This is a genomic window from Kribbella sp. NBC_01505, assembly GCF_045040285.1.
GTDB lineage: Bacteria > Actinomycetota > Actinomycetes > Propionibacteriales > Kribbellaceae > Kribbella.
This window is the reverse complement of record NZ_CP109425.1, coordinates 7,942,486-7,965,846: the sequence shown is the minus strand read 5'-3', so window position 1 is coordinate 7,965,846 and position 23,361 is coordinate 7,942,486. Positions and strand designations below refer to the sequence as shown.

Below are 23,361 nucleotides of genomic sequence, written 5' to 3'. Positions count from 1 at the left end.
CCGGTTCACGCGACTCCGCTGAGGGAAACGGGTGGGCGTGAGCGAGGTCACGTCCGGGGGTTCTCTATGCTGCGGTTTGTGCCAGTCGCGGTGGAGATCGACAACCTCGTCGTGCGGTACGGCGAGAAGGCCGCGGTCGACGGGCTCACTCTCACCGTAGCCGTCGGCGCCGTCACGTCCGTGCTCGGCCCCAACGGGGCGGGCAAGACCACGACCGTGGAGACCTGCGAGGGGTTCCGGCGACCGGACTCCGGCAGTGTCCGGGTGCTCGGGCTGGACCCGATCGCCGACCACGACGAGCTGATGCCACGGATCGGCGTGATGCTCCAAGAGGGTGGCGCGTGGTCCGGGGTTCGCGCGCTGGAGATGCTGCGGTACGTCGCTTCCCTGCACTCGCATCCGCTGGAGATCAGCACGCTCGTGGATCGGCTCGACCTCGGTACCTGCGGCAAAACGCCGTACCGGCGCTTGTCGGGTGGTCAGAAGCAGCGGCTGTCGCTGGCCCTGGCGATCGTCGGCCGGCCGGAGATCGCGTTCCTCGATGAGCCGACCACTGGGCTCGATCCGCACGGTCGGCGCGAGATCTGGCAGCTGATCCGCGATCTGCGCGATGACGGAGTGACCGTCGTACTGACGACGCACGCGATGGACGAGGCAGAGCAGTTGTCCGACCAGGTCCACGTGATGGCCGCGGGGAAGCTGATCGCCTCTGGTACGCCGGACACGCTGACGGAGCACGGCACCAAGTCGCTGGAGGACGTCTATCTGGCGCTCACCGCGCCGCCCGCACGGGAGAAGAGATGAGCAGCGACACCGCCACGTTCACGCCGCAGCCGGGCAGTGCGCCGTGGCGGCGCAAGGTGCTCGCCCACACCGCGATGGAGTTCCGGCTGCTGATCCGGAACGGCGAGCAGCTGTTGCTGGCGCTCGTCATCCCGCTCGGTCTGCTGCTTCTGCTGGGTGGGACCGGGCTGGGTAATCGCCTGCCGCTCGGCGACGGCCGGCCGATCGATGACGCCGTACCGCGGGTGCTTGCGCTTGCGGTGTTGTCCTCGTCGTTCACCTCGTTGGCGATCGCGACCGGTTTTGAACGTCGGTACGGCGTGATCAAGCGGCTCGGGGCTTCGCCACTCTCGCGCACCGGACTGCTCGCCGGGAAGATCGGTGCGGTTCTGATCGTGCAGGTGATCCAGTTCGCCGTACTGATCGCGACTGGCTTCGCACTTGGCTGGAAGCCGGCTGGTGGAGCAGATGCGGTGGTCGGGGTCCTTTTGACCGTCCTCTGCGGTACGGCGGCGTTCGCGTCGCTCGGTCTGCTGATGGCCGGCGTACTGCGGGCTGAGGCGACGCTGGCCGCGGCCAACCTGCTGTATCTGCTGCTGCTGGCCGGTGGTGCGGTGATGACGCCGGTCGACGAGTACCCGGAGGCCATGCAGGGCGTCGTCCGGCTGCTGCCGAGCGCGGCGCTGGCGAGCGGACTGTCGCACTCGACGGTCGACGGGATCATCCCGTGGGCGGCGGCGCTGTCGCTGGCACTGTGGGCCGGAGTCCTGGGCTACCTGGTCTCCCGAACCTTCCGATGGGACTGACCTTTAGAGTGTGCCGGTGATGACGACCGAACTTCCGCCCCAACAGACTGAACCAGTCGGCCGGTTCTGGCGCCTGGTGCCCGAGCCCAGCCTTGACGCGGTCCGGCGCTGGGGCTGGGTCTCGGTGTTCGTCAACATCGGCATCGTCGTCACCGGTGGACTGGTCCGGCTCACCGGCTCCGGACTCGGCTGCCCGACCTGGCCGTCGTGCACGGACACGTCGTACGTGCCGCACGCCGCGCTCGGAATGCACGGCGCGATCGAGTTCGGCAACCGGATGCTCGGGTTCGTGGTCGCTCTGGTCGCAATCGGGACGTGGCTGGCCGTCATGCGGTACCGCCCGATCCGCCGCGACCTGCGGCGTTTGGCGACCGCGGCTGCGCTCGGCGTACCGCTGCAGGCCGTCATCGGCGGTGTGAGCGTCCTCACGGGCCTGAACCCGTGGATCGTCTCCGCGCACTTCCTGGTCTCCCCGATCATCATCACGCTGACCGTGTCGATGATGCGCCGCTCCCGGACGAGCCCTTATCCCCACACTCCCCCGGTGGTCCGCGCGCTCGCCACGGCCTCCGTGGTGGCCGTCTGGCTGACCGTTGCCATCGGCACCCTGGTGACCGGCGCGGGGCCGCACTCAGGTGACCCGGATACCGGGCGCAACGGCTTCGACGAAGAACTCATCAGCCAGCTGCACGCGGACGTGGTCTTCGGCCTCCTCGGCATCACGATCGCCCTGGTCATCGCCACCCGAGTCACGGCCACCTCCCGCACCCTCCGCAAACTGGCCGCCTGGCTCCTGGCCGCCGAGCTCCTGCAGGGCGTGGTCGGCTTCACCCAGTACTTCACCCACCTGCCCTGGGTCCTGGTCCTCATCCACATGTTCTTCGCCGCCCTGCTGATCGCCCTCGTGACAGCCGTCTACGGCGAACGAGGCACCCCGGCCACCTAACCCGGTTCATGGTGATCTGCTGCCTCTGGGTGGCAGCAGATCCCCGCAAACCGAGACTCCGCCATCCGCTTGAACTCCCGGGCTCCGCCATCCGGCCCCGAGCGGCCGGACAGCCGCCACAACCCGTGGGCGTGAACAAGAACCGGTGGGCTTGAACAAGGAATTACCTGTTCACACCCTCCACCGGGTAGGCGGACCCCCGGGCCCGGCCGCTCCCCAAACTGATTTGGGGAGCGATACCGCAACAGGCTCGCAGGGGCTGCAGAGCCCCGCAAAGCTTGGGTTATCGGACTCGGTAGACGGATCCGGGGCCGAAGACCGGGGTGGAGACGAAGAGGTCACCCCAGCGGTTGTAGGCGACGCCGCCGGGCAGGTTGAGCTTGCCGCGGGCAAGTTCCTTGCGGTGGCCCCACTTGTCCTGGACGATCAGCGAGCCGATCGGTGAACCGCCCATCTCGAACTTCAGCCAGCTGTCGCGGGCGAGCTGGGTCACGGCGAGCTTGCCGTGCGGGCCCCCGGCCAGGTCGACGATCGACGTGTAGCCGTCGGCGGCGCGGGTGCAACTGCCCTTCCGCGGTTTGACCGGATCGCAGACCGCGTTCACCGAGCCGGGCTTGATCCGCCAGATCTGCGACGTACCCGGGGTTGCCGGGAAGCCTCGCAGCTCGCCGACGTACCAGTAGCCGTCGGAGCCGACCGTCACCGAGGTGGCGACCGCCTCGCTGGGGATCGGCGTACCGGCCGGCGGTGCGTCCGGACCGAGGCCGGCGGGCGTCTTCACGACCCGCGGCTTGAGGCGGGCGACCGTCTTGATCTTGCCGTTCGGCCAGACCCGGAGCAGGTCGTTGCCGGCGGCATCGGCCACCAGGACGGTGCCGTCCTTGAGCGCCGCGACGCCGTACGGGTTCGACTCGGTCGGCGAGTCGGCCAGGTTGTACGGATCCGGGTCCTTGGACTGGTACTTCGCGATGTCCGCGACCGCCACCGGCGACTTCCCGGGCCGCAGCCGGAACAGGGTCGCCCCACCTGGCGGGAGCGGCTGACCCGGCTCACCGCCCGCGCCGGTCAGCGCGTACGTCGTACCCCAGCTGGTGCTGTCGATCGCCGGCGGGAACCCGCCCGGGACCTGCCCCAGCTTCCAGGTCTTGTGACCGTTCGTGGCGTACACCGAGCCGTCGGTCACGCTGTACACAACCTTGTCGCCGTACGTCGCCACACCCCGCGGACCGTTCAGTCCCGTGGCAACCGGCTTCAGCACACCGCCACCAGCGGCTGCTTGTCCCGCGACCAGCATCGAGCCGGTCAACGCGAGCGCTGCGATCGCAGCTATGCGTGTTCGTACCCCCACAGTGTTGCCCCCTGAGATCTGTGTCTCCCCAGCCGCGGAGTCACTCCACAGACGTCAACATCGCAACACCGCACACGGCCTCGGTCAAGGCCCACAAGGGCAGAACTCTGTGCAGCCAACTGCTCGCTGTCGGAGGCGAAGGCCTTCAGCGCAGCAGCGGATCGATGGCCGCGGCAATGAAAAGCAGGGCCAGGTAGATGTTGGAGAAGTGGAAGAGGCGCATCGGCCGCAGGGCCGCGCCCTCGGCGCCGGTGTGGGCCCGGCGGAGGAGGTTGCGGGCCTCACGCAGGAAGACCACGCCCAGTACGACGGCCGCTACCGGGTAGACGAAGCCGGTGTCGCCGACCGGCCAGAGGGCCAGCGAGGTGACGACCATCACGACCGAGTAGGCCATGATCTGGCGGGCGGTGGCGACCGGGGTGGCGACCACGGGGAGCATCGGTACGTCGACCGAGGCGTAGTCCTCGCGGTAGCGCATGGCCAGCGACCAGGTGTGCGGCGGCGTCCAGAAGAAGACGACGCCGAACAGGACGATCGGGGTCCAGGCCAGGTCGTTCGTGACCGAGGTCCAGCCGATCAGGGTCGGGAAACAGCCCGCGATGCCGCCCCAGACGATGTTCTGCACCGTCCGGCGCTTCAGCAGCATCGTGTAGCCGAAGACGTAGAACAGGTTCGCCGCGAGCGCCAGGCCCGAGGACAGCCAGTTCACGAAGAAGCCGAGCTCCAGCGTGGCGAGCACGCCCAGGACGATGCCGAAGACGGTCGCCGAGCGCGGGCTGACCGCGTGCCGCGGCAACGGCCGCCGGCGGGTCCGCCGCATCTGCTCGTCGATGTCGCGGTCCAGCACGCAGTTGATCGTGTTCGCGCTGCCGGAGGCGAGGATGCCGCCGATCAGGGTCCAGGCGACGACGCCCAGGCCCGGGACTCCCCCGGCGGCCAGGAACATCACCGGCACCGTGGTGATCAGCAGCAACTCGATGATGCGCGGCTTGGTCAGGCCGACGTACGCCTTCACCACGTCGCGCACCGACGGACTCACCACAACAGATGGGTCCGGCAGCGGCGCCGGGTACGACGTCGTCGCGGCTGGACGCGGGTCGACGGCCGTCACGAACACCTCGAAAACAGTGGGTTGACGCCGGTGACCGGCGCTGACGATTCGACAGTCTACGACGCCTCGTAGGAGGAACTGACCACCCCCCTCGTCAACGTCACCGCGAGTCCGGGAACAACGACGTTCACGTCTGAGTTGCTCATCTGTGAGACGCCTGAAACGTGCTGGCGAGTAGGCTCCTGAGCGAGCACCGGCACGGGTGTTCACAGCCATCGAGAGGAGCGCCGCCGGCGTGACGGAGAAGACCAGCCCCAAGCTTGATTGGACCGAGCTCGACGAGCGCGCGGTGAACACCGTGCGGGTCCTCGCGATGGACGCCGTGGAGAAGGTCGGCAACGGCCACCCCGGTACGGCGATGAGCCTGGCGCCGGCGGCGTACCTGCTGTTCCAGAAGGTGATGCGGCACAACCCTGCCGACTCGCACTGGGCCGGCCGCGACCGCTTCGTACTGTCGGCCGGGCACTCCAGCCTGACCCTCTACATCCAGCTCTACCTGGCCGGCTTCGGCCTGGAGCTCGACGACCTGAAGGCGCTGCGCACCTGGGGCAGCGCCACCCCGGGCCACCCGGAGTACCGGCACACCAAGGGTGTCGAGACCACCACGGGCCCGCTCGGCCAGGGTGTCGGCAACGCGGTCGGGATGGCGATGGCGGCCCGCCGTGAGCGCGGCCTCTTCGACCCCGAGACCGCCAAGGGCGAGAGCCTGTTCGACCACCACGTCTACGTGATCGCCTCCGACGGTGACCTGGAGGAGGGTGTCTCGTCCGAGGCCTCCTCGCTCGCCGGCCACCAGCAGCTCGGCAACCTGACGGTGATCTGGGACGACAACAAGATCTCCATCGAGGACGACACCAACATCGCGTTCTCCGAGGACGTCTCGGCCCGCTACGCGGCGTACGGGTGGGATGTCCACAAGGTCGACTGGACCAACGGCGGCACCGGGTACGACGAGGACGTCCAGGCCCTGTACGACGCGATCGAGGCCGGGAACGCGGTCACGAACAAGCCGACGTTCATCCAGCTGCGCACGATCATCGGCTGGCCGTCGGCCACCAAGAAGGGCACCGGCAAGGTGCACGGCAACGCGCTCGGCGCCGAAGAGGTTGCCGCGACCAAGGAGATCCTGGGCTGGGACCCGGCGCAGAACTTCCAGGTCGCCGACGAGGTCGTCGCACACACCCGCCAGGCCATCGAGCGCGGTCAGGCCCTCCAGGACGCCTGGAACGCCGGCTTCGCGAAGTGGCAGGCCGCCTCCCCGGAGCGCGCCGAGCTGTTCGACCGGCTCAGCAAGCGTGAGCTTCCGGCGGGCTGGAAGGACGCCCTGCCGAGCTGGGACGCCGACGCCAAGGGCGTTGCGACCCGCGCGGCCTCCGGTGACGTGCTGACCAAGCTCGCGCCGGAGCTGCCCGAGCTGTGGGGCGGTTCGGCCGACCTCGCCGGCTCGAACAACACGACCCCGAAGGGTCAGCCGTCGTTCATCCCGGCCGAGCACTCCACCGAAGCCTTCCAGGGCGACGAGTACGGCCGCGTCCTGCACTTCGGCATCCGCGAGCACGGCATGGGCTCGATCCTGAACGGCATCGCCCTGCACGGCGGAACCCGCCCGTACGGCGGCACCTTCCTGGTCTTCTCGGACTACATGCGCCCGTCGGTCCGGCTGGCCGCGCTGATGAAGCTGCCGGTCACCTACGTCTGGACGCACGACTCGATCGGCCTCGGCGAGGACGGTCCGACCCACCAGCCGATCGAGCACGTCTCGGCACTGCGCGCGATCCCGGGTCTGGACGTCATCCGCCCCGGCGACGCGAACGAGACGGCCGCCGCCTGGGCCGCCGTACTGGAGAACAACGACCGCCCGGCCGCACTGGCGCTGACCCGCCAGAACGTGCCGACCTTCCCGCGCGGTGTCGACGGCTACGCGACCACCGAGAACGTGAAGAAGGGCGCCTACACGCTCCTCGACACCGACGGTACGCCGGACGTCGTGCTGATCGGCACCGGTTCGGAGCTGCAACTGGCCGTCGAGGCTCGCGCCGAGCTGGCCGACGAGGGCATCAAGGCCCGCGTCGTGTCGATGCCGTCGCGCGAGTGGTTCGACGAGCAGGACGACGCCTACCGCGAGAGCGTCATCCCGGCCGACGTGCGGGCCCGCGTCTCGGTCGAGGCCGGGATCGCGCAGAGCTGGAACGCCGTCGTCGGTGACGCCGGCCGCAGCGTCAGCCTCGAGCACTACGGCGCCTCGGCCGACTACAAGAAGCTGTACGACGAGTTCGGCATCACGACCGCCGCCGTCGTCCAGGCGGCCAAGGACAGCATCGCGACGGCGGCCGGCATCTCCGGTCCCGGCGTACCGCCGAAGCGCGCCGCGGCCGGCCCGGTCGGACCGGCCGACGTCTCCAACTGACACCTCACAACAGAAGATTCCGGAAGAAGGCATCGGACATGAACGATCGCTTGAAAGCACTCGCCGACGCGGGTGTCTCCATCTGGCTCGACGACCTGTCCCGCGAGCGCCTGAACAGCGGCAGCCTGCGGACGCTCATCGAGGACAAGCACGTCGTCGGTGTGACGACGAACCCGACCATCTTCGCCAAGGCCATCTCCGACGCGGACGCGTACGCCGAGACCGTCGGCAAGCTGGCCGCCCAGGGCGTCTCGACCGACGAGGCGATCCGGGTGATCACCACCACCGACGTCCGCGACGCCGCGGACCTGTTCAAGCCGATCTACGACGACACCGACGGCCAGGACGGCCGGGTCTCGATCGAGGTCGAGCCGACGCTGGCGCACGACACCGCGGGCACGATCGAGCAGGCCAAGCTGCTGTGGGAGATCGTCGGCCGCGAGAACGTCTTCGTGAAGATCCCCGCCACCAAGGAGGGCCTGCCCGCGATCACCGCGACGCTGGCCGCCGGGATCAGCGTGAACGTGACGCTGATCTTCTCCCTCGAGCGCTACCAGGCCGTCGCGGACGCGTTCCTGTCCGGCCTCGAGCAGGCGATCGAGAACGGCCACGACGTGACCAAGCTGGCCAGCGTGGCGTCGTTCTTCGTCAGCCGGGTCGACACGGAGATCGACAAGCGGCTCGACTCATTGATGGGCACCGACCTCGAAGACACAGCCAAGGCGCTCAAGGGCAAGGCCGCGGTCGCGAACGCGCGGCTCGCCTTCGAGGCGTACGAGGAGATCTTCGACACCGACCGCTGGCGCGAGATCGAGACCGTCGGCGCCAAGCCGCAGCGCCCGCTGTGGGCCTCGACCGGCGTCAAGGACCCGACCTACTCCCCCACCCTGTACGTCGACCAGCTGGTCACCCAGGGCGTGGTCAACACGATGCCCGAGGCAACCATCAAGGCGGTCGAGGAGCACAGCGAGGTCACCGGGGACAGCGTCCGCGGCGACTACGCGGGGGACCGCAAGGTGATCGACGACCTGGAGAAGCTGGGCATCTCGTACGACGAGGTCGTCCAGATCCTCGAGGACGAGGGTGTCGCGAAGTTCGACGCGTCCTGGTCGGAGCTTCAGGACACCGTCACCGCAGCCCTGAAGGGTGCGGCCAAGTGACTGGTGTAACGACTCACAACGGCGACTGGACCGAGGTCGTCAACAAGCTGGTCGAAGAGAAGATCGCGTCCCGGATCGCCGCGAAGGACGCGACGATCTGGGGACCGGACGCCGAGCACGAGGCCGGCATCCGGCTCGGCTGGGTGGACCTGCACGAGACCTCGCGGCCGCTGCTCGTCGAGATCGAGGCCCTGCAGGCCGCCTTCCGCGCCGAAGGCGTGACCCGCATCGTCCTGTCCGGCATGGGCGGCTCGTCGCTGGCCCCCGAGGTCATCACCCGTACGGCGGGGGTCGAGCTGGTCGTGCTCGATTCGACCGACCCGAGTGTCGTTGCCCGGGCGCTGGCGGGTGACCTGTCGAAGACGGCCGTCGTCGTGTCCAGCAAGTCCGGTGGCACGGTCGAGACCGACAGCCACCGTCGCACGTTCGTGAAGGCGTTCACCGACGCCGGGATCGACGCGGCGTCGCGGATCGTGGTCGTCACCGACCCGGGTTCGCCGTTCGAGAAGCTGTCGGCCGACGAGGGCTACCGCAAGACGTTCCTCGCCGACCCGAACGTCGGCGGTCGCTACAGCGCGCTGACCGCGTTCGGCCTGGTGCCGTCCGGTCTCGCCGGTGCGGACATCGCCGATCTGCTCGACCAGGCTGCCGAGGCGGCTCCGGCGTTGCAGGCCGACTCGACGGACAACCCCGCGCTGTGGCTGGGCGCCGTACTGGCCGCTTCTGAGGGCCGGGACAAGGCGATCATCACGGCCGACGGGTCCGACATCGTCGGCTTCCCGGACTGGGCCGAGCAGTTGATTGCCGAGAGCACCGGAAAGCTCGGGACCGGCGTACTGCCGGTCGCGGTCGAGTTGGGCGCGCCTGAGCTCACGAGTGAAGCTGCTGACCTGACCAACGCACTGCTGGCCAGCAAGCCGACCAGCAGCGTGCCGACGGCACTCACGTCAGGTTCGCTTGGTGGGCAGTTCCTGCTCTGGGAGGTCGCGACGGCGGTGGCCGGCTACCTGCTGGGCATCGACCCGTTCAACCAGCCGGACGTCGAGAGCGCCAAGCAGGCCACTCGCGGTCTGCTCGACGCGCAGCCGGAGCCGGAGGCCGCTGCCTTCACCGACGGTGTCGTCGAGGTGCGCGGTTCCACGGGTCTGCTCGACGGTGTCGACTCGCTTCAGGGCGCGGTCGACGCGCTGCTGGGTCAGCTCGACGAAGTTGGGTACGTGGCGGTCATGGCCTATCTCGACTCCGAGCGGGACGCTTCGCTGATCGGCGTTCGGCCGGCGCTGGCGGCCAAGACCGGTCGCCCGGTCACGTTCGGGTGGGGACCGCGGTTCCTGCACTCGACCGGCCAGTACCACAAGGGCGGTCACCCGGAGGGCGTGTTCCTGCAGATCACCGCGGCACACCCGGCGGACGTGGAGATCCCGGATCGCCCGTTCACCTTCGGTACGTTGATCTCGGCGCAGGCCGCGGGCGACGCGAATGTGCTTGCCGACCGCAACCGTCCGGTGCTGCGACTCCACCTCACCGATCCGGCGAGCGGCGTACAGCAATTGCTTTCTCTGTTCACGAAGTAAGTAACCAGGAGGATTGCGGCTGATGACCGCTGAGCTTGACGAAGGGCCGGTCGGCCCGGTGAACCCGCTGCGCGATCCGCAGGATCGGCGGCTGCCGCGGATCGCCGGGCCGTGCAGCCTGGTCATCTTCGGTGTCACCGGGGACCTGGCGCGGAAGAAGCTGATGCCGGCGGTCTACGACCTGGCGAACCGGGGGCTGCTGCCCCCGGGTTTCGCCCTGGTCGGGTTCGCCCGGCGCGACTTCACCAACCAGGATTTCGCGCAGATCGTGCACGACTCGGTCAAGGAGCACGCGCGGACGCCGTTCCGCGAGGAGGTCTGGCAGCAGCTTGCCGAGGGCTTCCGCTTCGTGCCCGGTGATCTCACCGACGACGAGGCGTTCAAGCGGCTGCGCGAGACCGTGGACGAGCTGGACGTCAGCCGTGGGACAGGTGGCAACCACGCGTTCTACCTGTCCATCCCTCCGGGCCTGTTCCCGCAGGTCGTGCAGCAGCTGTCCGAGCACGGCCTCACCGAGGAGAAGCCGGGCTCGTGGCGGCGGGTCGTGATCGAGAAGCCGTTCGGGCACGACCTGAAGAGCGCTCGTGAGCTGAACCGCGTGGTCGAGTCGGTCTTTCCGCCCGAGGCGGTCTTCCGGATCGACCACTACCTGGGCAAGGAAACCGTCCAGAACATGCTGGCGCTCCGGTTCGCGAACGCGATGTTCGAGCCGGTCTGGAACAGCCATTACGTCGACCACGTCCAGATCACGATGGCCGAGGACATCGGCATCGGCGGCCGGGCCGGGTACTACGACGGCATCGGCGCGGCCCGTGACGTGATCCAGAACCACCTCCTCCAGCTGCTCGCGCTGGTCGCGATGGAGGAGCCGGTCAGCTTCGACGCGTGGTCGCTGCGGCAGGAGAAGAAGAAGGTGCTCGCGGCGGTCAAGCTGCCCGAGCGCCTCGACCTGCACACCGCCCGCGGTCAGTACGCGGCCGGCTGGGCCGGTGGCTCGAAGGTGAAGGGCTACCTGCAAGAGGACGGCATCCCGAAGCACTCCGCGACCGAGACCTTCGCGGCGATGCGGGTCGACGTGGACACCCGGCGCTGGGCCGGCGTCCCGTTCTACCTGCGCACCGGCAAGCGCCTCGGGCGTCGCGTGACCGAGGTCGCGGTGATGTTCAAGCGCGCCCCGCACCTGCCGTTCACGAAGACCGAGACCGAGGAGCTGGGCCAGAACGCCCTGGTCCTGCGGATCCAGCCGGACGAGGGCATCACGATGCGCTTCGGCGCCAAGGTGCCCGGGACGTCGATGGAGATCCGCGACGTGAACATGGACTTCCAGTACGGCGGTTCGTTCACCGAGTCCTCGCCCGAGGCCTACGAGCGGCTGATCCTGGACGTGCTGCTCGGCGACCCGCCGTTGTTCCCGCAGCACACCGAGGTGGAGCTGGGCTGGAAGATCCTCGACCCGGTGATCAACTACTGGGCCGAGCACGGCAAGCCGGAGCAGTACGCCTCCGGTGACTGGGGTCCCGATTCGGCCCACGAGATGCTGGCCCGCGACGGGCGCAGCTGGAGGCGGCCATGATCATCGACCTCACCAACACGACGTCGAGCGAGATCGCGTCGGCGTTGCTGAAGGCCCGCCGGAGCGCGGGCTCGCCGGCCATGGGCATGGTCGGCACGATCGTGGTCGTCGTCGACGAGGCGTCGCACCACGACGCGATGAAGGCCGCGAACGAAGCCGGCCGCGAGCACCCGTCGCGGGTGCTGGTCGCGATCCTGCGGCCGGGACGTGGCGCTGCGGGTCTGGACGCCGAGGTTCGGGTCGGCGAAGGCGTTCCGGGCGAGGCCGTGTTGCTGCGGCTGCACGGTGAGCTGGCCCGGGTTCCGGAGTCGGTCATCACGCCGCTGCTGCTGCCGGACTCCCCCGTCGTCGTCTGGTGGCCGGGTGGCGGACCGAAGGTTCCGGCCGAGGACCCGCTGGGCAAGCTGGCTCGCCGTCGGGTCACCGACGCCGCGTCCAGTCGTCGGGCGACCGTCGACTTCACTGGGCGCGCCGAGGGCTACGCGCCTGGCGACACCGACTTCGCGTGGACGCGGCTCACGCCGTGGCGTGCGCTGATGGCGGCTGCGCTGGATCAGTACCCGACCAAGGTGCTCGCGGCTGAGGTCGTGTCGGCGAAGGGCAACCCTTCGGCGGACCTGATGGCTGCGTGGCTGCAGTGCCGGCTGGGCGTTCCGGTCGAGCACAAGAACTCGCGCGGCCCGGGCATCACCGCCGTACGGATGTTCACGGCGTCGGGGCCGATCGCGTTGACCCGTCCGGATGGGTCGGTCGCGACGTTCACGATCCCGGGTGCTCCGGATCGGCCGGTCGCGCTCAAGCGTCGTACGCCGTCTGAGCTGTTGAGCGAGGAATTGCGGCGACTCGACCCGGACGACGTGTACGCGAAGACGCTGGCCTGCATGGTGGAGCGGGAGAAGATGCCCGCCTCGGCGAAGACGGTCAGCGACGCGGACCGTCGGTCGACCCAGGCCGCCGTGAGCAAGGCGGCGGCGAAGACCGCTGGGGTCACGGGGAGGGCCGCATCGGCCGAGCTCGCGGCGCACGCGGACGGCAAGAAGGCCAGCCCGGCGAAGAAGGCCGCGGTCGCGAAGAACGCGGCAGCGCGCAAGCCAGGAGTCCCGAAGGCGACAGCCAAGAAGACGGCTGCGAAGCGTACGGCGAAGTCCTCGTCGGCTGCTCGGTCGACCGGTAGCCGGTCGACGGCCAAGAAGGCGGCCGCAGGCAAGAGCACGGCCAAGAAGGCTCCTGCCAAGAAGACCGCGAGCAAGCGCGTGGCGGGCCGCTCATGACCGGGCCCGAGCGCGAGGTCGAGTCCGAGCTGTTGATCCACCGGGATTCGACGGCGCTGGCGCATGCGGTGGCGGCTCGATTCGTCACCGCGCTGGTCGATGCCCAGAGCAACGGCCGGGTCGCGCAGGTGGTGCTGACCGGCGGTCGCGTCGCATCGGCCGTGTACAAGGCCGTCGCGGAGTCGCCCGCCAGTGCGACGATCGACTGGCAGCGGGTCGAGTTCTGGTGGGGTGACGAGCGGTTCCTGCCGCCCGGCGACCCCGAGCGCAACGAGACCCAGGCGCGCGACGCTCTGCTGTCGCAGGTGGAGATCGATCCGGCCCGCGTGCACCCGATGCCCGCGGACACCGGCCAGTCCCCCGAGGACGCCGCCGAGACCTACGCGACCGAGCTCGCCGCGACGATCTCGGCACTCAGCGACGTCAAGGGCCGCGCCGTACCGGCCTTCGACGTCCTGATGCTCGGCGTCGGCCCGGACGGCCACGTGGCCTCGCTCTTCCCCGGCTACCCGCAACTGGCGGTCACGGACGCCTCGGCAGTCGCCGTCCACGACTCCCCGAAGCCGCCGCCCACCCGAATCTCCCTCACGGTCCCGGCCCTGAACCGGTCCCGCGAGGTGTGGTTCGTCGTCGCCGGAGCCGACAAGGCCGAAGCAGTAGCCGAAGCCCTCAAGGAGGGCAGCACCCTCCCGGCCTCCGCCCCCAAGGGCCGCAACCGCACCCTCTGGCTCCTAGACGAAGAAGCCGCCTCCCAAATCCAGTAACCACCCACCCCTCCGGCCCCGGGCCCCCACCCGGGGCCGACGCATGCCTCCCCCCGCTTTGAGCACCCCTCAACCATTTCCGCCGCAGGAAAACGGTCGAACCGTGCTCAAAGCCGCTGGCGCCGCACGCCTTGAGCACGCATCAACCACTCCGCGCCCGCGGAAATGGTCGAGCCGTGCTCAAGGCAGGCTCGGGCTCAGGCTTTGGTGAGGGCTTGCTGGGCGAGGGGGATGAAGGTGGCGGGGTCGAGCTGGGACTCGTCGTGGCGGTTCTTGACCTCGGTGATCAGGAACGACTTGTCGCCCTTGCGGAAGTAGATGATGCCGTTGGCGCCGCGGGCCTCGTCGCCGAGGTCGGCGATCGGCTTCCCGCCTTCGCCGATGGACGGCCGGATGATCGCCTCCGAGCCCACCGACAGCTGGATGTTGTTGCCGTTGTCGGCCACCGCCGAGTAGTTGCAGGTCGCCGACAGGACCTTCTCGCCGTCGGAGGCGCCGATCTCGTCGACACCGTCCTTGACCGGCTCGCCCAGCACGGATTCGACGTCGGCCTTGGCGAGGTACTGGCAGGACTTGAAGTTGTTGACCGGCTGGTCGTCGCCGTCGTCCGACTGATCGCTCTGATCCGTTTGCTGGTGCGAGTTGGCGGTCGGCGCGGGGTGGTCCGCGCCGCAGGCGGCGAGAGTGAGCAGCAGCGCGGCGGCGGCCGCCGTACCGGCGAGGATCTTCATTTTCCGTACTCCTTGAACGTATCGGTGACGGATCGATGTTGGAGGCCGGGCATTTCACGGGCATCTCAGGAAGTGTCCGTGGGCGGTGGCAGGATGACGATATGACTGGATTTCGTGCTCTTCACGAGGCGCCGACCGGGTTCGTGATGCCTAATGCTTGGGATGCCGGGAGCGCGGTTCTCCTTGCCACAGCAGGGTTTCCGGCGATCGCGACGACCAGTGCGGGGATCGCGTTCTCGCTGGCCAAGGGTGATCACACGCTGCCCGATGGGGCGCCGGGCGTGTCCCGGGAGGACATGTTCGAGCGCATCCAGCAGATCGCTGCGGCGGTCGACATACCGGTGAGTGGTGATCTCGAGGACGGGTGGGGCGCTGCCCCGGAGCAGGTCGCCGACACGATCCGGCTGGCGCGGGCGGCCGGGCTTGCCGGAGGCAACATCGAGGACTACGACGGCCACGAGTTGTACGACGTGGAGCTCGCCGTCGAGCGAATAGCGGCAGCACGTGAGGCGGCGGGGCCTGACTTCGTGCTGACGGCACGCACCGACGGCCGGCTCCTGAAGACACCCACGTCACTGGCCGACTCGATCGATCGCGCCAACCGCTTCCACACCGCCGGCGCCGACTGCCTCTACATCCCCGGCGTCAACGACCTCGACACCATCGCCACGATCGTCCGCGAGGTCGCGGGCCCGGTGAACGTCGTCATCGGCTTGGGCGCCTCCACTCTGACTGTCCCAGCGCTCCAAGCGGCCGGCGTGCAGCGGATCAGCCTCGGCGGCAGCATCGCCCGCGCCGCGCTCGGCTTCATCCGTCGCAGCGCCGAGGAGCTGGCCACCCACGGCACGATCACCTTCGCCCAGGATCAGATCCCGCAGGGCGAGCTCAACGAGCTCTTCGCCCGTTCAACAGAATTGCGGGGCAACTGAAACCCAGGACTGAACACGAAGCTCCCGGATCCCTTGATACGAAGGGATCGGGGAGCTTTGCGTTGGGTCAGAAGCAGAAGCCTTGCCCGCTCCCGAAGGACCAACACTGCACCTGCTTCTCACTCGAACCGGTCTTGCCGGCGTTGTCCGTGACGGTCAGCTTCACCGTGTACGTCGCACTCTTGCCGGGGAAGGCATGCGTCGTCCGCACCCCGCTCCCCGTCGTACCGTCGCCGAAGTTCCACGCGTACGACGCGATCGTGCCGTCCGAGTCGCTGGAGGCCGAGCCGTCGAGCGCGCAGTTGAGGCTGCTCGAGCAGTTCACCGCGAAGCTCGCGGTCGGGGCCGATCCACCGGGCGGCGGGGTGTCGCCGAGCTGCTCGTTGGCCCAGTCGCCCATCACGCCCCAGAGCTTGCCGTGCGCGTTGTACGACGCGCAGTCGGTCCGGAGCCACGAGAAGACGCCGTACACCTTGCCCTGGTAGTAGTACGGGCCGCCGCTGTCACCTTGGCACAGGCCGAGGCTTCCGTCGCCGTACCCGCTGCACATCATGTAGCGGTCGTCGTACTGCTGATTGATGCTCGCGCAGTTCTGCTTGTCGACCGTCGGCAGGACCGCTTCGTACAGTTTCGTGTTCCGCTGGTTGTCGTTCGCGTCGGTCTTGCCGTAGCCGATCGCCGTGCCGCGGGTGCCGACCGGCAGCGAGTCCGAGGACTTGGCGATCGACGGGTAGGCCATGCCGGCCGGGGTCGGGATGTCGGTCTTGGTCAGGATGACCGCGACGTCCCAGCCGGTCCGCCAGCCGTCGTTGGCGTTGTAGTTCGGGTGCGTCCGGTACTCCTGGATCTCGATCCGCGTGCCCTTCGTCGTGTCGCTCAGGTCGTCACGCCCGTAGACGAGGTACTTGTCGCCCTGCGCGAACTTGCAGTGCGCCGCGATCAGGACGACCCGCTTCGCCACGACGGTGCCGGTGCAGGACTGCTCGGTCGGCCGGGCTCCCCCGGTCCGGTGCTGCGAGATGATGAACGGGTACTTGCAGACGGTGGTCGGCGTACCGCCGATGACGTTGGGGTGGGCGTTGGTGTCGCAGCCCGGCGGCGGCGTGGTCGGACCGTTTGGGATGTAGAGGAGCTTGTTCGGGGTGTCCGAAGACAGGCCGGACATCTTGCCGGTGCTCGCGTTGTCCAGGATCCATTTCTGGAGGTCGGCCGGCGTGCTGTTCGGTGCCTCGGACAACCGCAGTGCCATCGCTCCGGCCACATGCGGCGCGGCCATCGACGTACCGCTGAGTTGTCCGTACGACGTATCGCTGCCCTTGAAGGCAGAGTCGATTCCGGACCCCGGAGCGAACAGGTCCATGCAGCTGCCGGCGTTGGAGTCGCCGGCACGAGTGTCGCTGCTGGTCGCGTTCGCCACCTGCAACGCGGACGGTGTCTGACCGCCGGGCCCGTAGTTGCAGGCGTTGCCGCCGTTGTTACCCGTGATCAGCGACCACTGCACGCCCGAGTCGATGGACGCCTTGATCGCGTTCACCGCGATGTCCTTGTCGTCCGTGTAGACGCTCAGGTTGACGACCGCGGGCTTCACCGCGTTCTGCGTGATCCATTCGGCGGCCGTGATCAGGTCGGCGTCCTCGCCGAAACCGTCACAGCCGAGGATGCGGACCGAGACCAGGTTCGCCTTCTTGGCCACGCCGCGCGTCTTGCCGGCCGCGATACCGGCAACATGCGAACCGTGGTTGTGGCAGTCGTTGCCCTGGTTGGGGGTCGCGTGGAAGTCGGCGCCGAACTTCGCCCGGCCCTCGAACTCCTGATGGGTGTAGCGGATGCCGGTGTCGACGATGTAGATCGTCGCTCCCGCTCCGTCGTTGGGATAGGTGTACTTGCGGTCGAGCGGCCGGTCCCGTTGGTCGATGCGGTCCAGGCCCCAGTTGACCGGACTGCTCTGGGTGCCGCCCGGACCACCGATCGACGCCCGACCACTCTGCCGGACCTCGGCCACCGCCGGGTCGTTCGCGAGCTTCTTCGCCTGGCCCGCGTTGAGGTTCTTGACGACGTAGCCCTGCATCGTTGCCGTCAGCACGCTTTTCAGCTCGCCGCCGTAGCGGTCGATCAACGCGGCCGCCGTACCGGCGATTCCGGCGGCACCGCGTTGCGGGGCGAGGGTGACGACGTACGAACCCGGGACGGGGTGGCTCGCGTGATTGACGACCGTCCGGGGCGGGGACGGGTCCTGAGCCGACGCGGCGGGGGTGGTCGAGATCACGGCGAGGCCGGCCGTGATCGCGACGACCGAGGCGGCCGCGCGCCGTACTGCTCTGCTCATGTTTCCTCCTGTGCGATGGGAACGCACTGAAGGTAGGCAGCGGGCGGCGGGCCCGGACACCTCTGTTAAGACCGGGGTTTCACACCCGTTCGCAATTCTGTTGAGACCACGTCCACCGCATGCCGACGATCCCGGCCGGTACGTCGGTCTCCGCGAGCAGCGCCGAGTCCGCACCACCGATCCACAGCTCGGCGAGGTTGCCCTCCGGCGCGGCGACCGTGCGGCGGTCGTACCGCTGACAGTGCGCCGGTACGACGCCTGCCGCGAACCGCGTCTGCAGCACGTACTCGCGGATCGGTTCGACGAAGCGGTGCTCGTAGTTGACCATCAGCGTGCCCGGCGCGAACCGCCACTCGTACTCGAGCAAGGCCGGCTGGCCGACGTCGAGCACCCGATCAAGGATCAGCTCGGCCACCACCAGGCCGACCGAACGATCCACCTCAACCTGCCCGATCCGCGCGTTCGCCACTGCGGCGAGCTCGGGCGGCTGGTCCGGCCGCTCCTCGGCGAAGTAGAGCACGCCCAGCCGGGAGACCCGGTCCGTTGCTGCCCGCACCAGCTCGCGGACCCGGATCCGCTGGACCATCCGGTCCGCACCCAACTCGACCGTCACCTGCACGCTGACCCGCCGGAGCCGACCCCGCTGCGGAACCCCGATCGTCTGCAACAGCGCCTCGGGCCGACCATCGTCGAACAGGAACTTCGGCGCCATGCTGCCCGGCACATGCCCGATCCAGCGCCCCCGGATCCGCCGCGGCCCGAGCAACGACATCAACGCATTGGGCGGCACCTCCAACAGCTCCTCCAGCAACCGCACAGCCGCCAGCGAAGCCACCCGCTCCGGCCGGCTCCGCCCCCGCCGCCAGTAGCTCAGCGTCGCGATGCTCAGCTGCGCCCCACGCTCCCCCAGCCAGTCCCGGATCTCCTCGAGCGTCAGCCCGCGGACCTCGATCGCCAGATGCAGCGCCGCCGGAAACGGCCCGTTCCGCAACGCCAGCTCCAACTCCTGCCGAACCCGCGCATCAGTGGTCTCCACAGCGCCCACCTTCCTCACGAAGTGTGTTCACCTTCTAACACTTCGCAACCGAATAGGCGAGCCCCTAGGCCGCGCTCAGCGGCGGGAAGAGTGCTCGGACGTCACCGCCGCGCACCCAAGTCCCGATCGCCAACGCTGCGGTCGCCTCGAGAAGGCGCGCTCGCGCCAGCCCGCCCGCCGGCACCGGCTCGCAGCCCAGATCCCGAACCAGCCCGGCCACGCGCTCCAGAGCCGCCCGATCGTCCCCGCACAGCGGCACGCCGAGTGGCCGGCCCTCAAAACGGTGCGGTGCGTCGCGCCACACCGTGTCAGCGGCCAGGTTGAACGCCTTCACGACGTGGGCGTGCGGAACGGCACTGCTGATCGCCTCCGCCATGGCCGCCTCGGCGAGCGAATGGTCCCGTTGATCGAGCGCGTTCGTGCAGTCGATCAGGACCGTCCCCGGCGCAAACTCCAACTCCACAAGAGTTTCCAGCACCACCTCGGCAGGAACGGCCAGCAGCACCACCTCGCCGTACGCCGTTGCCTCCCGCAACGAACCGGACCTTGCCCCGATCCGTTCCGCCGTCGCCGCCGCTCGACTCAGCTCCCGCCCGCCGATCATCAGCTCGTGCCCCGCCCGCACCCAATGCCGCCCGAGCGCCGCCGCCATCCCGCCGTTCCCCACAGTTCCGATCCGCATGCCGAGGACGCTAGCCGGACCGATAGGAACCATCCGGTGCCCAACAAGCGCGCACAATGGACCCGTGTTCTTCTCAGACTGTCAGGCCCGAGTCGCCGTAGAACTCATCAGCGGCCGCTGGCCCATGGTTGTCCTCTACGCCCTCAGCCACGGACCCGCCCGCCCGGTAGAGCTCCGTCGACGCATCGGCGGCATCAGCCAGAAGGTCCTCACCGAGACCCTCCGCCGACTCGAGTCCAACGGCCTCGTCCAACGCCACCGGTACGCCGAAGCCCCGCCCCGCGTCGAGTACTCGCTGACAACCGCCGGCCAGGACCTCCTCATCCCGATCAATGCCCTCGGCGACTGGGCCAACCGCCACGCCGACGCCGTACTAGCTGCCCAAGAAGCAGCCGACGTCTGATCTTTGTGGATCGCTGAGGCCACCAGGCGCCCCTGAGGATCCACAAAGGCGGTTATCCACAGGGGGTTCGGCAGCGCTGCGCGGAATCCGTCAGGCTTGGGGGATGGATTGGTGGTGGCGGCAGCAGTTGGCGGGCGGCGGGATCGACGCGCTGATCCACGACCAGAACCGGATCGTTTCGCGGGTGCAACTCCAGGACGCCGGCTGGTCCGGCGACCAGATTCGGCGCAGGCTACGCAGCAGGCGCTGGCAAACCGTCTACCCGGCGGTCTACGCAACACACACCGGACCCATCGGGTACGACGATCGTCGCCTCGCCGCGCTCCTGTACGCCGGGCCCGAGGCCGCGTGGAGTCACTACACCGCCGCCGAACAACTCGGCCTGCTCAGACCCGACAGCAGCCGCCCCATCTACCTAACCATCCCGAAGCGGCGTCGACTCCGGCCCCGGCCCCACCTCGTCATTCACCGCGACGAACACTGGCACCGCCGGCTCGCCACAGTCGTCCCACCCCGCCGTACGCCGGCCAACGCCGTACTGGACATCGTCGGCATCTCCCCCACCGCCGACCAGGCCGCAGCGGTGATCGCCCAAGCCTGCCAGACCGGTCGGGTAAGCCCAGCACAACTCGTGACCGCACTAACCGATCACCAACGCCTACGTCATCGCCAGGTGCTTCTTCCGATCCTCACCGACGTCGCCGCGGGCTCGCATTCGCTCCTCGAGCTGCGGTACCTGCGCGATGTGGAACGTCGTCACGGGCTGCCGACCGGGACTCGGCAACGCGCTGTGGACGACGAGTTCACCGATGTCTTCTACGACGGGTTCAACCTGCTGGTCGAGCTGGACGGCCGCTTGCACCTCGTTCCGCGCCAGCGGTGGCGGGACCTCGATCGGGACAACCGTGCCACGCTCAGAGCCGAAGCCACGCTGCGCTACGGCTGGTTCGACATCACGAACCGGCCGTGCGAGGCCGCCGTACAGGCCCTCCAAATCCTCCGCCGCACCAACCCCGCCCTCACCGCGCGCCCCTGCAGCCCAGACTGCCCTGTTCGGTAGCGCCTTTGTGGACTCCGGTGGGCGTCAGTTGCCCGCGAGGCTCCACAAAGACTCAGGTGTCGTAGCCGAGGTGGAGGGTGGAGGTGTAGGTGCCGGTGGTGCCGGGTGGGGCCAGGCCGGGGGCGGGGGCTGGGGTGGGGGGTTCGGGGGTGGCGCCTAGGAGGCGGCGGGTTAGGGCGTCTCGGGAGGAGAGGAGTTCGTCGGCTGCGGTGCGGAGGTGGTCGGGGGCGGGTGGGGTGCCGGCTTGGGCGGCCAGGAGGACGGTGCGGCGGACCAGTTCCTTCATGAAGGAGGCTGTGGTGCCTTCGGTGCGGGCTACCAGTTCGTCGACGATGTCGGTGGGGAGGTCGAGGGCGGGGCCGTAGAGGCGGAGCAGGCGGGCTCGGCCGTCCGCGTCAGGGAGGGGGACCTCGACGGCCATGTCTACGCGGCCGGGGCGCTGGGAGAGGGCCGGTTCCAGGAGATCGGCGCGGTTGGTGGTGAGGAGGAAGGCTACGTCCGCGTCCTGAGCGAGGCCGTCCATCTCGTTGAGGACCTGGAAGAGCAGTGGGTTCTCGCCACCGCGGGAGTAGTCGCGGGCCTCGGCGACCAGGTCGCAATCCTCCAGTACGACGAGCGCGGGCTGCAGCATCCGCGCCAGTGAGCAGGCCTGGGAGATGAAGTGGATGCTGGTGCCGGCCAGCAGCACGACGGTGAAGTCGGGCAGGCGGGACAGCAGGTAGCGAACCGTGTGGGTCTTGCCGGTGCCCGGCGGGCCGTAGAGCAGGACGCCGCGGCGCAGGTGCTGGCCGGCTTCGAGCATCGTCTCGCGGTGTTCGGCGATCCCGATCACCTCCCGCTCGACCCGCTCCAGGACGCCCTCCGGCATCACGACGTCGTCGCGGGTGATGTCGGCTCGCGGGTGCAGCCGGAACGGGCCGATGCCCTGACCGAACTCGCTGCCCTCGAACGAGACCACCTTGCCGCGGAACACGTTGTGCGTGCGGATCAGCTCCGGCAACGCCTTCAGGAAGCGGTCCCCCGCCTCCTTGCCGACGGTCAGCACCTCGAGATCCACGGTCGATCGCCCGTACTGCTGGTTCGGTGCCCGCAACAGGGCGGCGTACCGGTCCTCGCCCTGGACGCCGAGGTAGAAGCCGAAGGCGACGCAGTCCATGTCCTCGTCGAGATCGACCGGGACGCGGACGTAGTCGACGGCGCCGATCCCGAAGCGGTCGTAGACGGCCATCTCCAGGACCTCGCTGAGCGAGTGGTGCCCACGGCCCGAGCCGGCCAGGCCGACGAGCTCGAAGGAGTCGAACCAGGCCTCGATCGCGCGCTGCACGTTCGGCAGGTCGTACGGCGCGAAGGTCGACGACACCACCGGCACCTGCTCGGGCTCGGCGCCCAGGTGCTCCATCAGCTTGTCGCGCAGCCCGGTCCGGTTGATCCCGGCCGGGCGATGGCTCTGCATCCGCTCCAGGAACCCGGTGAACAACCTGGCGAACTCGTCGATCTCGTCCGGCATCGGTAACCCTTCAGCTGTCCGTCCCCCGACCCGATCCGGAGGGCCCTCCGAAACGCCGGATAGGATCTCCACCATGACAGATTCCGAGTCCACCGACCGTCCGTACGGCGCCTACCCCGTCCGGATCGGTTTCCAGATCCAGCCGCAGCACGCCGAGTACGCCGCCATCCGGCGTACCGTCGCCCAGGCGGAGGAGATCGGCGTCGACATCGCCTTCAACTGGGATCACTTCTACCCGCTGTCCGGTGAGCCGGACGGCCTGCACTTCGAGTGCTGGACCATGCTGGCCGCCTGGGCCGAGGCGACCGAGCGGGTCGAGATCGGCGCCCTGGTCACCTGCAACTCCTACCGCAACGCCGACCTGCTGGCCGACATGGCCCGCACCGTCGACCACATCAGCGAGGGCCGGCTCATCCTCGGCATCGGCTCGGGCTGGTTCGAGCGCGACTACGACGAGTACGGCTACGAGTTCGGTACGGCGGGTGGCCGCCTGAACGCCCTCGGTGAGGCGCTGCCGCGGATCGAGGCCCGCTGGGCCAAGCTGAACCCGAAGCCGACCCGCGACATCCCGGTGCTGATCGGCGGCGGCGGCGAGAAGAAGACGCTCAAGCTCGTCGCCCAGCACGCCAACATCTGGCACGGCTTCGGTGACGCCGAGACGATCGCGCACAAGCACGCCGTACTGGACGAGCACTGCAAGACGATCGGCCGCGACCCGGGCGAGATCGAGCGGTCGACCGCGGTCGGCGACAAGTCGCCGGAGGATGTCGGCAAGGGGCTGCTCGACGTCGGCACCCGGCTGTTCACCGTGTCGGCCAGCGGCCCGGACTACGACCTCGGCCAGTTGCGCGACTGGGTCGCGTGGCGCGACGAGGTCAACGCCAAGTAATCCGCACGACCGGGTGGCCGTCGGAAGACGTCACCCGGTCGAGCCGGGCCCCGGC

Annotated in this window: 20 protein-coding genes; 13 read left to right on the top strand and 7 right to left on the bottom strand. The window is 69.0% G+C overall.

Features of this window, described 5'->3' with window-relative positions:
• The first annotated feature begins 78 nt into the window (after positions 1-78).
• The 3 genes from OG474_RS37405 to OG474_RS37395 are packed head-to-tail and all read left to right on the top strand — an operon-like array spanning position 79 to position 2,535.
• Complete coding sequence (locus OG474_RS37405; RefSeq protein WP_405058373.1) at positions 79-804, top strand: ABC transporter ATP-binding protein; 726 nt, start codon at positions 79-81, stop codon at positions 802-804.
• Positions 801-1,589, top strand: a complete 789-nt coding sequence (locus OG474_RS37400) for an ABC transporter permease (RefSeq protein ID WP_405058372.1) — start codon at positions 801-803, stop codon at positions 1,587-1,589. Before OG474_RS37405 ends, OG474_RS37400 begins: the two co-directional genes overlap by 4 nt.
• Before the next feature lie 19 nt (positions 1,590-1,608).
• Entirely contained in the window at positions 1,609-2,535 is a 927-nt protein-coding gene (locus OG474_RS37395) for a COX15/CtaA family protein (RefSeq protein ID WP_405058371.1), read from the top strand.
• Between the two features lie 283 nt (positions 2,536-2,818).
• Here the strand turns inward: OG474_RS37395 and OG474_RS37390 are convergent, their stop codons facing one another.
• Entirely contained in the window at positions 2,819-3,883 is a 1,065-nt protein-coding gene (locus OG474_RS37390) for a ScyD/ScyE family protein (protein ID WP_405058370.1), read from the bottom strand.
• A 145-nt stretch (positions 3,884-4,028) separates the two neighbouring features.
• Positions 4,029-4,994, bottom strand: coding sequence for a heme o synthase (locus OG474_RS37385; RefSeq protein WP_405064655.1), 966 nt, complete (start codon positions 4,992-4,994; stop codon positions 4,029-4,031).
• Between the two features lie 235 nt (positions 4,995-5,229).
• Between OG474_RS37385 and tkt the strand changes: the two genes are divergently transcribed.
• The 6 genes from tkt to pgl are packed head-to-tail and all read left to right on the top strand — an operon-like array spanning position 5,230 to position 13,743.
• Positions 5,230-7,401: a transketolase gene (gene tkt, locus OG474_RS37380; RefSeq protein WP_405058369.1), complete on the top strand. Its 2,172-nt coding sequence runs from the start codon at positions 5,230-5,232 to the stop codon at positions 7,399-7,401.
• A gap of 38 nt (positions 7,402-7,439) precedes the next feature.
• Complete coding sequence (gene tal, locus OG474_RS37375; RefSeq protein ID WP_405058368.1) at positions 7,440-8,561, top strand: transaldolase; 1,122 nt, start codon at positions 7,440-7,442, stop codon at positions 8,559-8,561.
• Positions 8,558-10,135, top strand: a complete 1,578-nt coding sequence (locus tag OG474_RS37370; protein WP_405058367.1) for a glucose-6-phosphate isomerase — start codon at positions 8,558-8,560, stop codon at positions 10,133-10,135. Before tal ends, OG474_RS37370 begins: the two co-directional genes overlap by 4 nt.
• Before the next feature lie 22 nt (positions 10,136-10,157).
• The gene (zwf, locus tag OG474_RS37365) at positions 10,158-11,708 is read left to right on the top strand and encodes a glucose-6-phosphate dehydrogenase (RefSeq protein ID WP_405058366.1); all 1,551 of its coding nucleotides are present in this window, start codon (positions 10,158-10,160) and stop codon (positions 11,706-11,708) included.
• Positions 11,705-12,979, top strand: coding sequence for a glucose-6-phosphate dehydrogenase assembly protein OpcA (locus OG474_RS37360; protein WP_405058365.1), 1,275 nt, complete (start codon positions 11,705-11,707; stop codon positions 12,977-12,979). Before zwf ends, OG474_RS37360 begins: the two co-directional genes overlap by 4 nt.
• Complete coding sequence (gene pgl / locus OG474_RS37355; protein WP_405058364.1) at positions 12,976-13,743, top strand: 6-phosphogluconolactonase; 768 nt, start codon at positions 12,976-12,978, stop codon at positions 13,741-13,743. Before OG474_RS37360 ends, pgl begins: the two co-directional genes overlap by 4 nt.
• Before the next feature lie 197 nt (positions 13,744-13,940).
• Here the strand turns inward: pgl and OG474_RS37350 are convergent, their stop codons facing one another.
• A complete protein-coding gene (locus OG474_RS37350) occupies positions 13,941-14,474 on the bottom strand; it encodes a hypothetical protein (protein ID WP_405058363.1) in 534 nt (177 codons plus the stop codon).
• Positions 14,475-14,575: 101 nt separating this feature from the next.
• Here OG474_RS37350 and OG474_RS37345 point away from each other — a divergent pair, with 101 nt between their 5' ends.
• Positions 14,576-15,403: an oxaloacetate decarboxylase gene (locus OG474_RS37345; RefSeq protein WP_405058362.1), complete on the top strand. Its 828-nt coding sequence runs from the start codon at positions 14,576-14,578 to the stop codon at positions 15,401-15,403.
• 67 nt (positions 15,404-15,470) lie between these two features.
• Here the strand turns inward: OG474_RS37345 and OG474_RS37340 are convergent, their stop codons facing one another.
• The 3 genes from OG474_RS37340 to OG474_RS37330 form a co-directional block, all read right to left on the bottom strand.
• Positions 15,471-17,729, bottom strand: coding sequence for a S8 family serine peptidase (locus tag OG474_RS37340; RefSeq protein ID WP_405058361.1), 2,259 nt, complete (start codon positions 17,727-17,729; stop codon positions 15,471-15,473).
• 79 nt (positions 17,730-17,808) lie between these two features.
• Entirely contained in the window at positions 17,809-18,765 is a 957-nt protein-coding gene (locus OG474_RS37335) for an XRE family transcriptional regulator (RefSeq protein WP_405058360.1), read from the bottom strand.
• A gap of 64 nt (positions 18,766-18,829) precedes the next feature.
• The gene (locus OG474_RS37330) at positions 18,830-19,447 is read right to left on the bottom strand and encodes an NADPH-dependent F420 reductase (RefSeq protein WP_405058359.1); all 618 of its coding nucleotides are present in this window, start codon (positions 19,445-19,447) and stop codon (positions 18,830-18,832) included.
• Between the two features lie 64 nt (positions 19,448-19,511).
• On the opposite strand from OG474_RS37330, the gene OG474_RS37325 reads away from it, so the two are divergent.
• Complete coding sequence (locus OG474_RS37325; protein ID WP_405058358.1) at positions 19,512-19,850, top strand: winged helix-turn-helix transcriptional regulator; 339 nt, start codon at positions 19,512-19,514, stop codon at positions 19,848-19,850.
• Between the two features lie 103 nt (positions 19,851-19,953).
• Positions 19,954-20,910, top strand: coding sequence for a hypothetical protein (locus OG474_RS37320; RefSeq protein ID WP_405058357.1), 957 nt, complete (start codon positions 19,954-19,956; stop codon positions 20,908-20,910).
• A 52-nt stretch (positions 20,911-20,962) separates the two neighbouring features.
• Here the strand turns inward: OG474_RS37320 and OG474_RS37315 are convergent, their stop codons facing one another.
• Positions 20,963-22,417: an AAA family ATPase gene (locus tag OG474_RS37315; RefSeq protein ID WP_405058356.1), complete on the bottom strand. Its 1,455-nt coding sequence runs from the start codon at positions 22,415-22,417 to the stop codon at positions 20,963-20,965.
• 73 nt (positions 22,418-22,490) lie between these two features.
• Between OG474_RS37315 and OG474_RS37310 the strand changes: the two genes are divergently transcribed.
• Positions 22,491-23,306 (top strand): LLM class F420-dependent oxidoreductase, encoded by an 816-nt coding sequence (locus OG474_RS37310; protein ID WP_405058355.1) that lies wholly within the window; start codon positions 22,491-22,493, stop codon positions 23,304-23,306.
• Positions 23,307-23,361 lie beyond the last annotated feature (55 nt).

Coding starts and splice junctions, on each gene's coding strand:
- OG474_RS37395 (WP_405058371.1), top strand. CDS start 1,609: ATGACGACCGAACTTCCGCCCCAACAGACTGAACCAGTCGGCCGGTTC.
- OG474_RS37320 (WP_405058357.1), top strand. CDS start 19,954: ATGGATTGGTGGTGGCGGCAGCAGTTGGCGGGCGGCGGGATCGACGCG.
- OG474_RS37330 (WP_405058359.1), bottom strand. CDS start 19,447: ATGCGGATCGGAACTGTGGGGAACGGCGGGATGGCGGCGGCGCTCGGG.
- OG474_RS37350 (WP_405058363.1), bottom strand. CDS start 14,474: ATGAAGATCCTCGCCGGTACGGCGGCCGCCGCCGCGCTGCTGCTCACT.
- OG474_RS37360 (WP_405058365.1), top strand. CDS start 11,705: ATGATCATCGACCTCACCAACACGACGTCGAGCGAGATCGCGTCGGCG.
- pgl (WP_405058364.1), top strand. CDS start 12,976: ATGACCGGGCCCGAGCGCGAGGTCGAGTCCGAGCTGTTGATCCACCGG.
- OG474_RS37315 (WP_405058356.1), bottom strand. CDS start 22,417: ATGCCGGACGAGATCGACGAGTTCGCCAGGTTGTTCACCGGGTTCCTG.
- OG474_RS37340 (WP_405058361.1), bottom strand. CDS start 17,729: ATGAGCAGAGCAGTACGGCGCGCGGCCGCCTCGGTCGTCGCGATCACG.
- OG474_RS37345 (WP_405058362.1), top strand. CDS start 14,576: ATGACTGGATTTCGTGCTCTTCACGAGGCGCCGACCGGGTTCGTGATG.
- OG474_RS37400 (WP_405058372.1), top strand. CDS start 801: ATGAGCAGCGACACCGCCACGTTCACGCCGCAGCCGGGCAGTGCGCCG.
- zwf (WP_405058366.1), top strand. CDS start 10,158: ATGACCGCTGAGCTTGACGAAGGGCCGGTCGGCCCGGTGAACCCGCTG.
- OG474_RS37310 (WP_405058355.1), top strand. CDS start 22,491: ATGACAGATTCCGAGTCCACCGACCGTCCGTACGGCGCCTACCCCGTC.
- tal (WP_405058368.1), top strand. CDS start 7,440: ATGAACGATCGCTTGAAAGCACTCGCCGACGCGGGTGTCTCCATCTGG.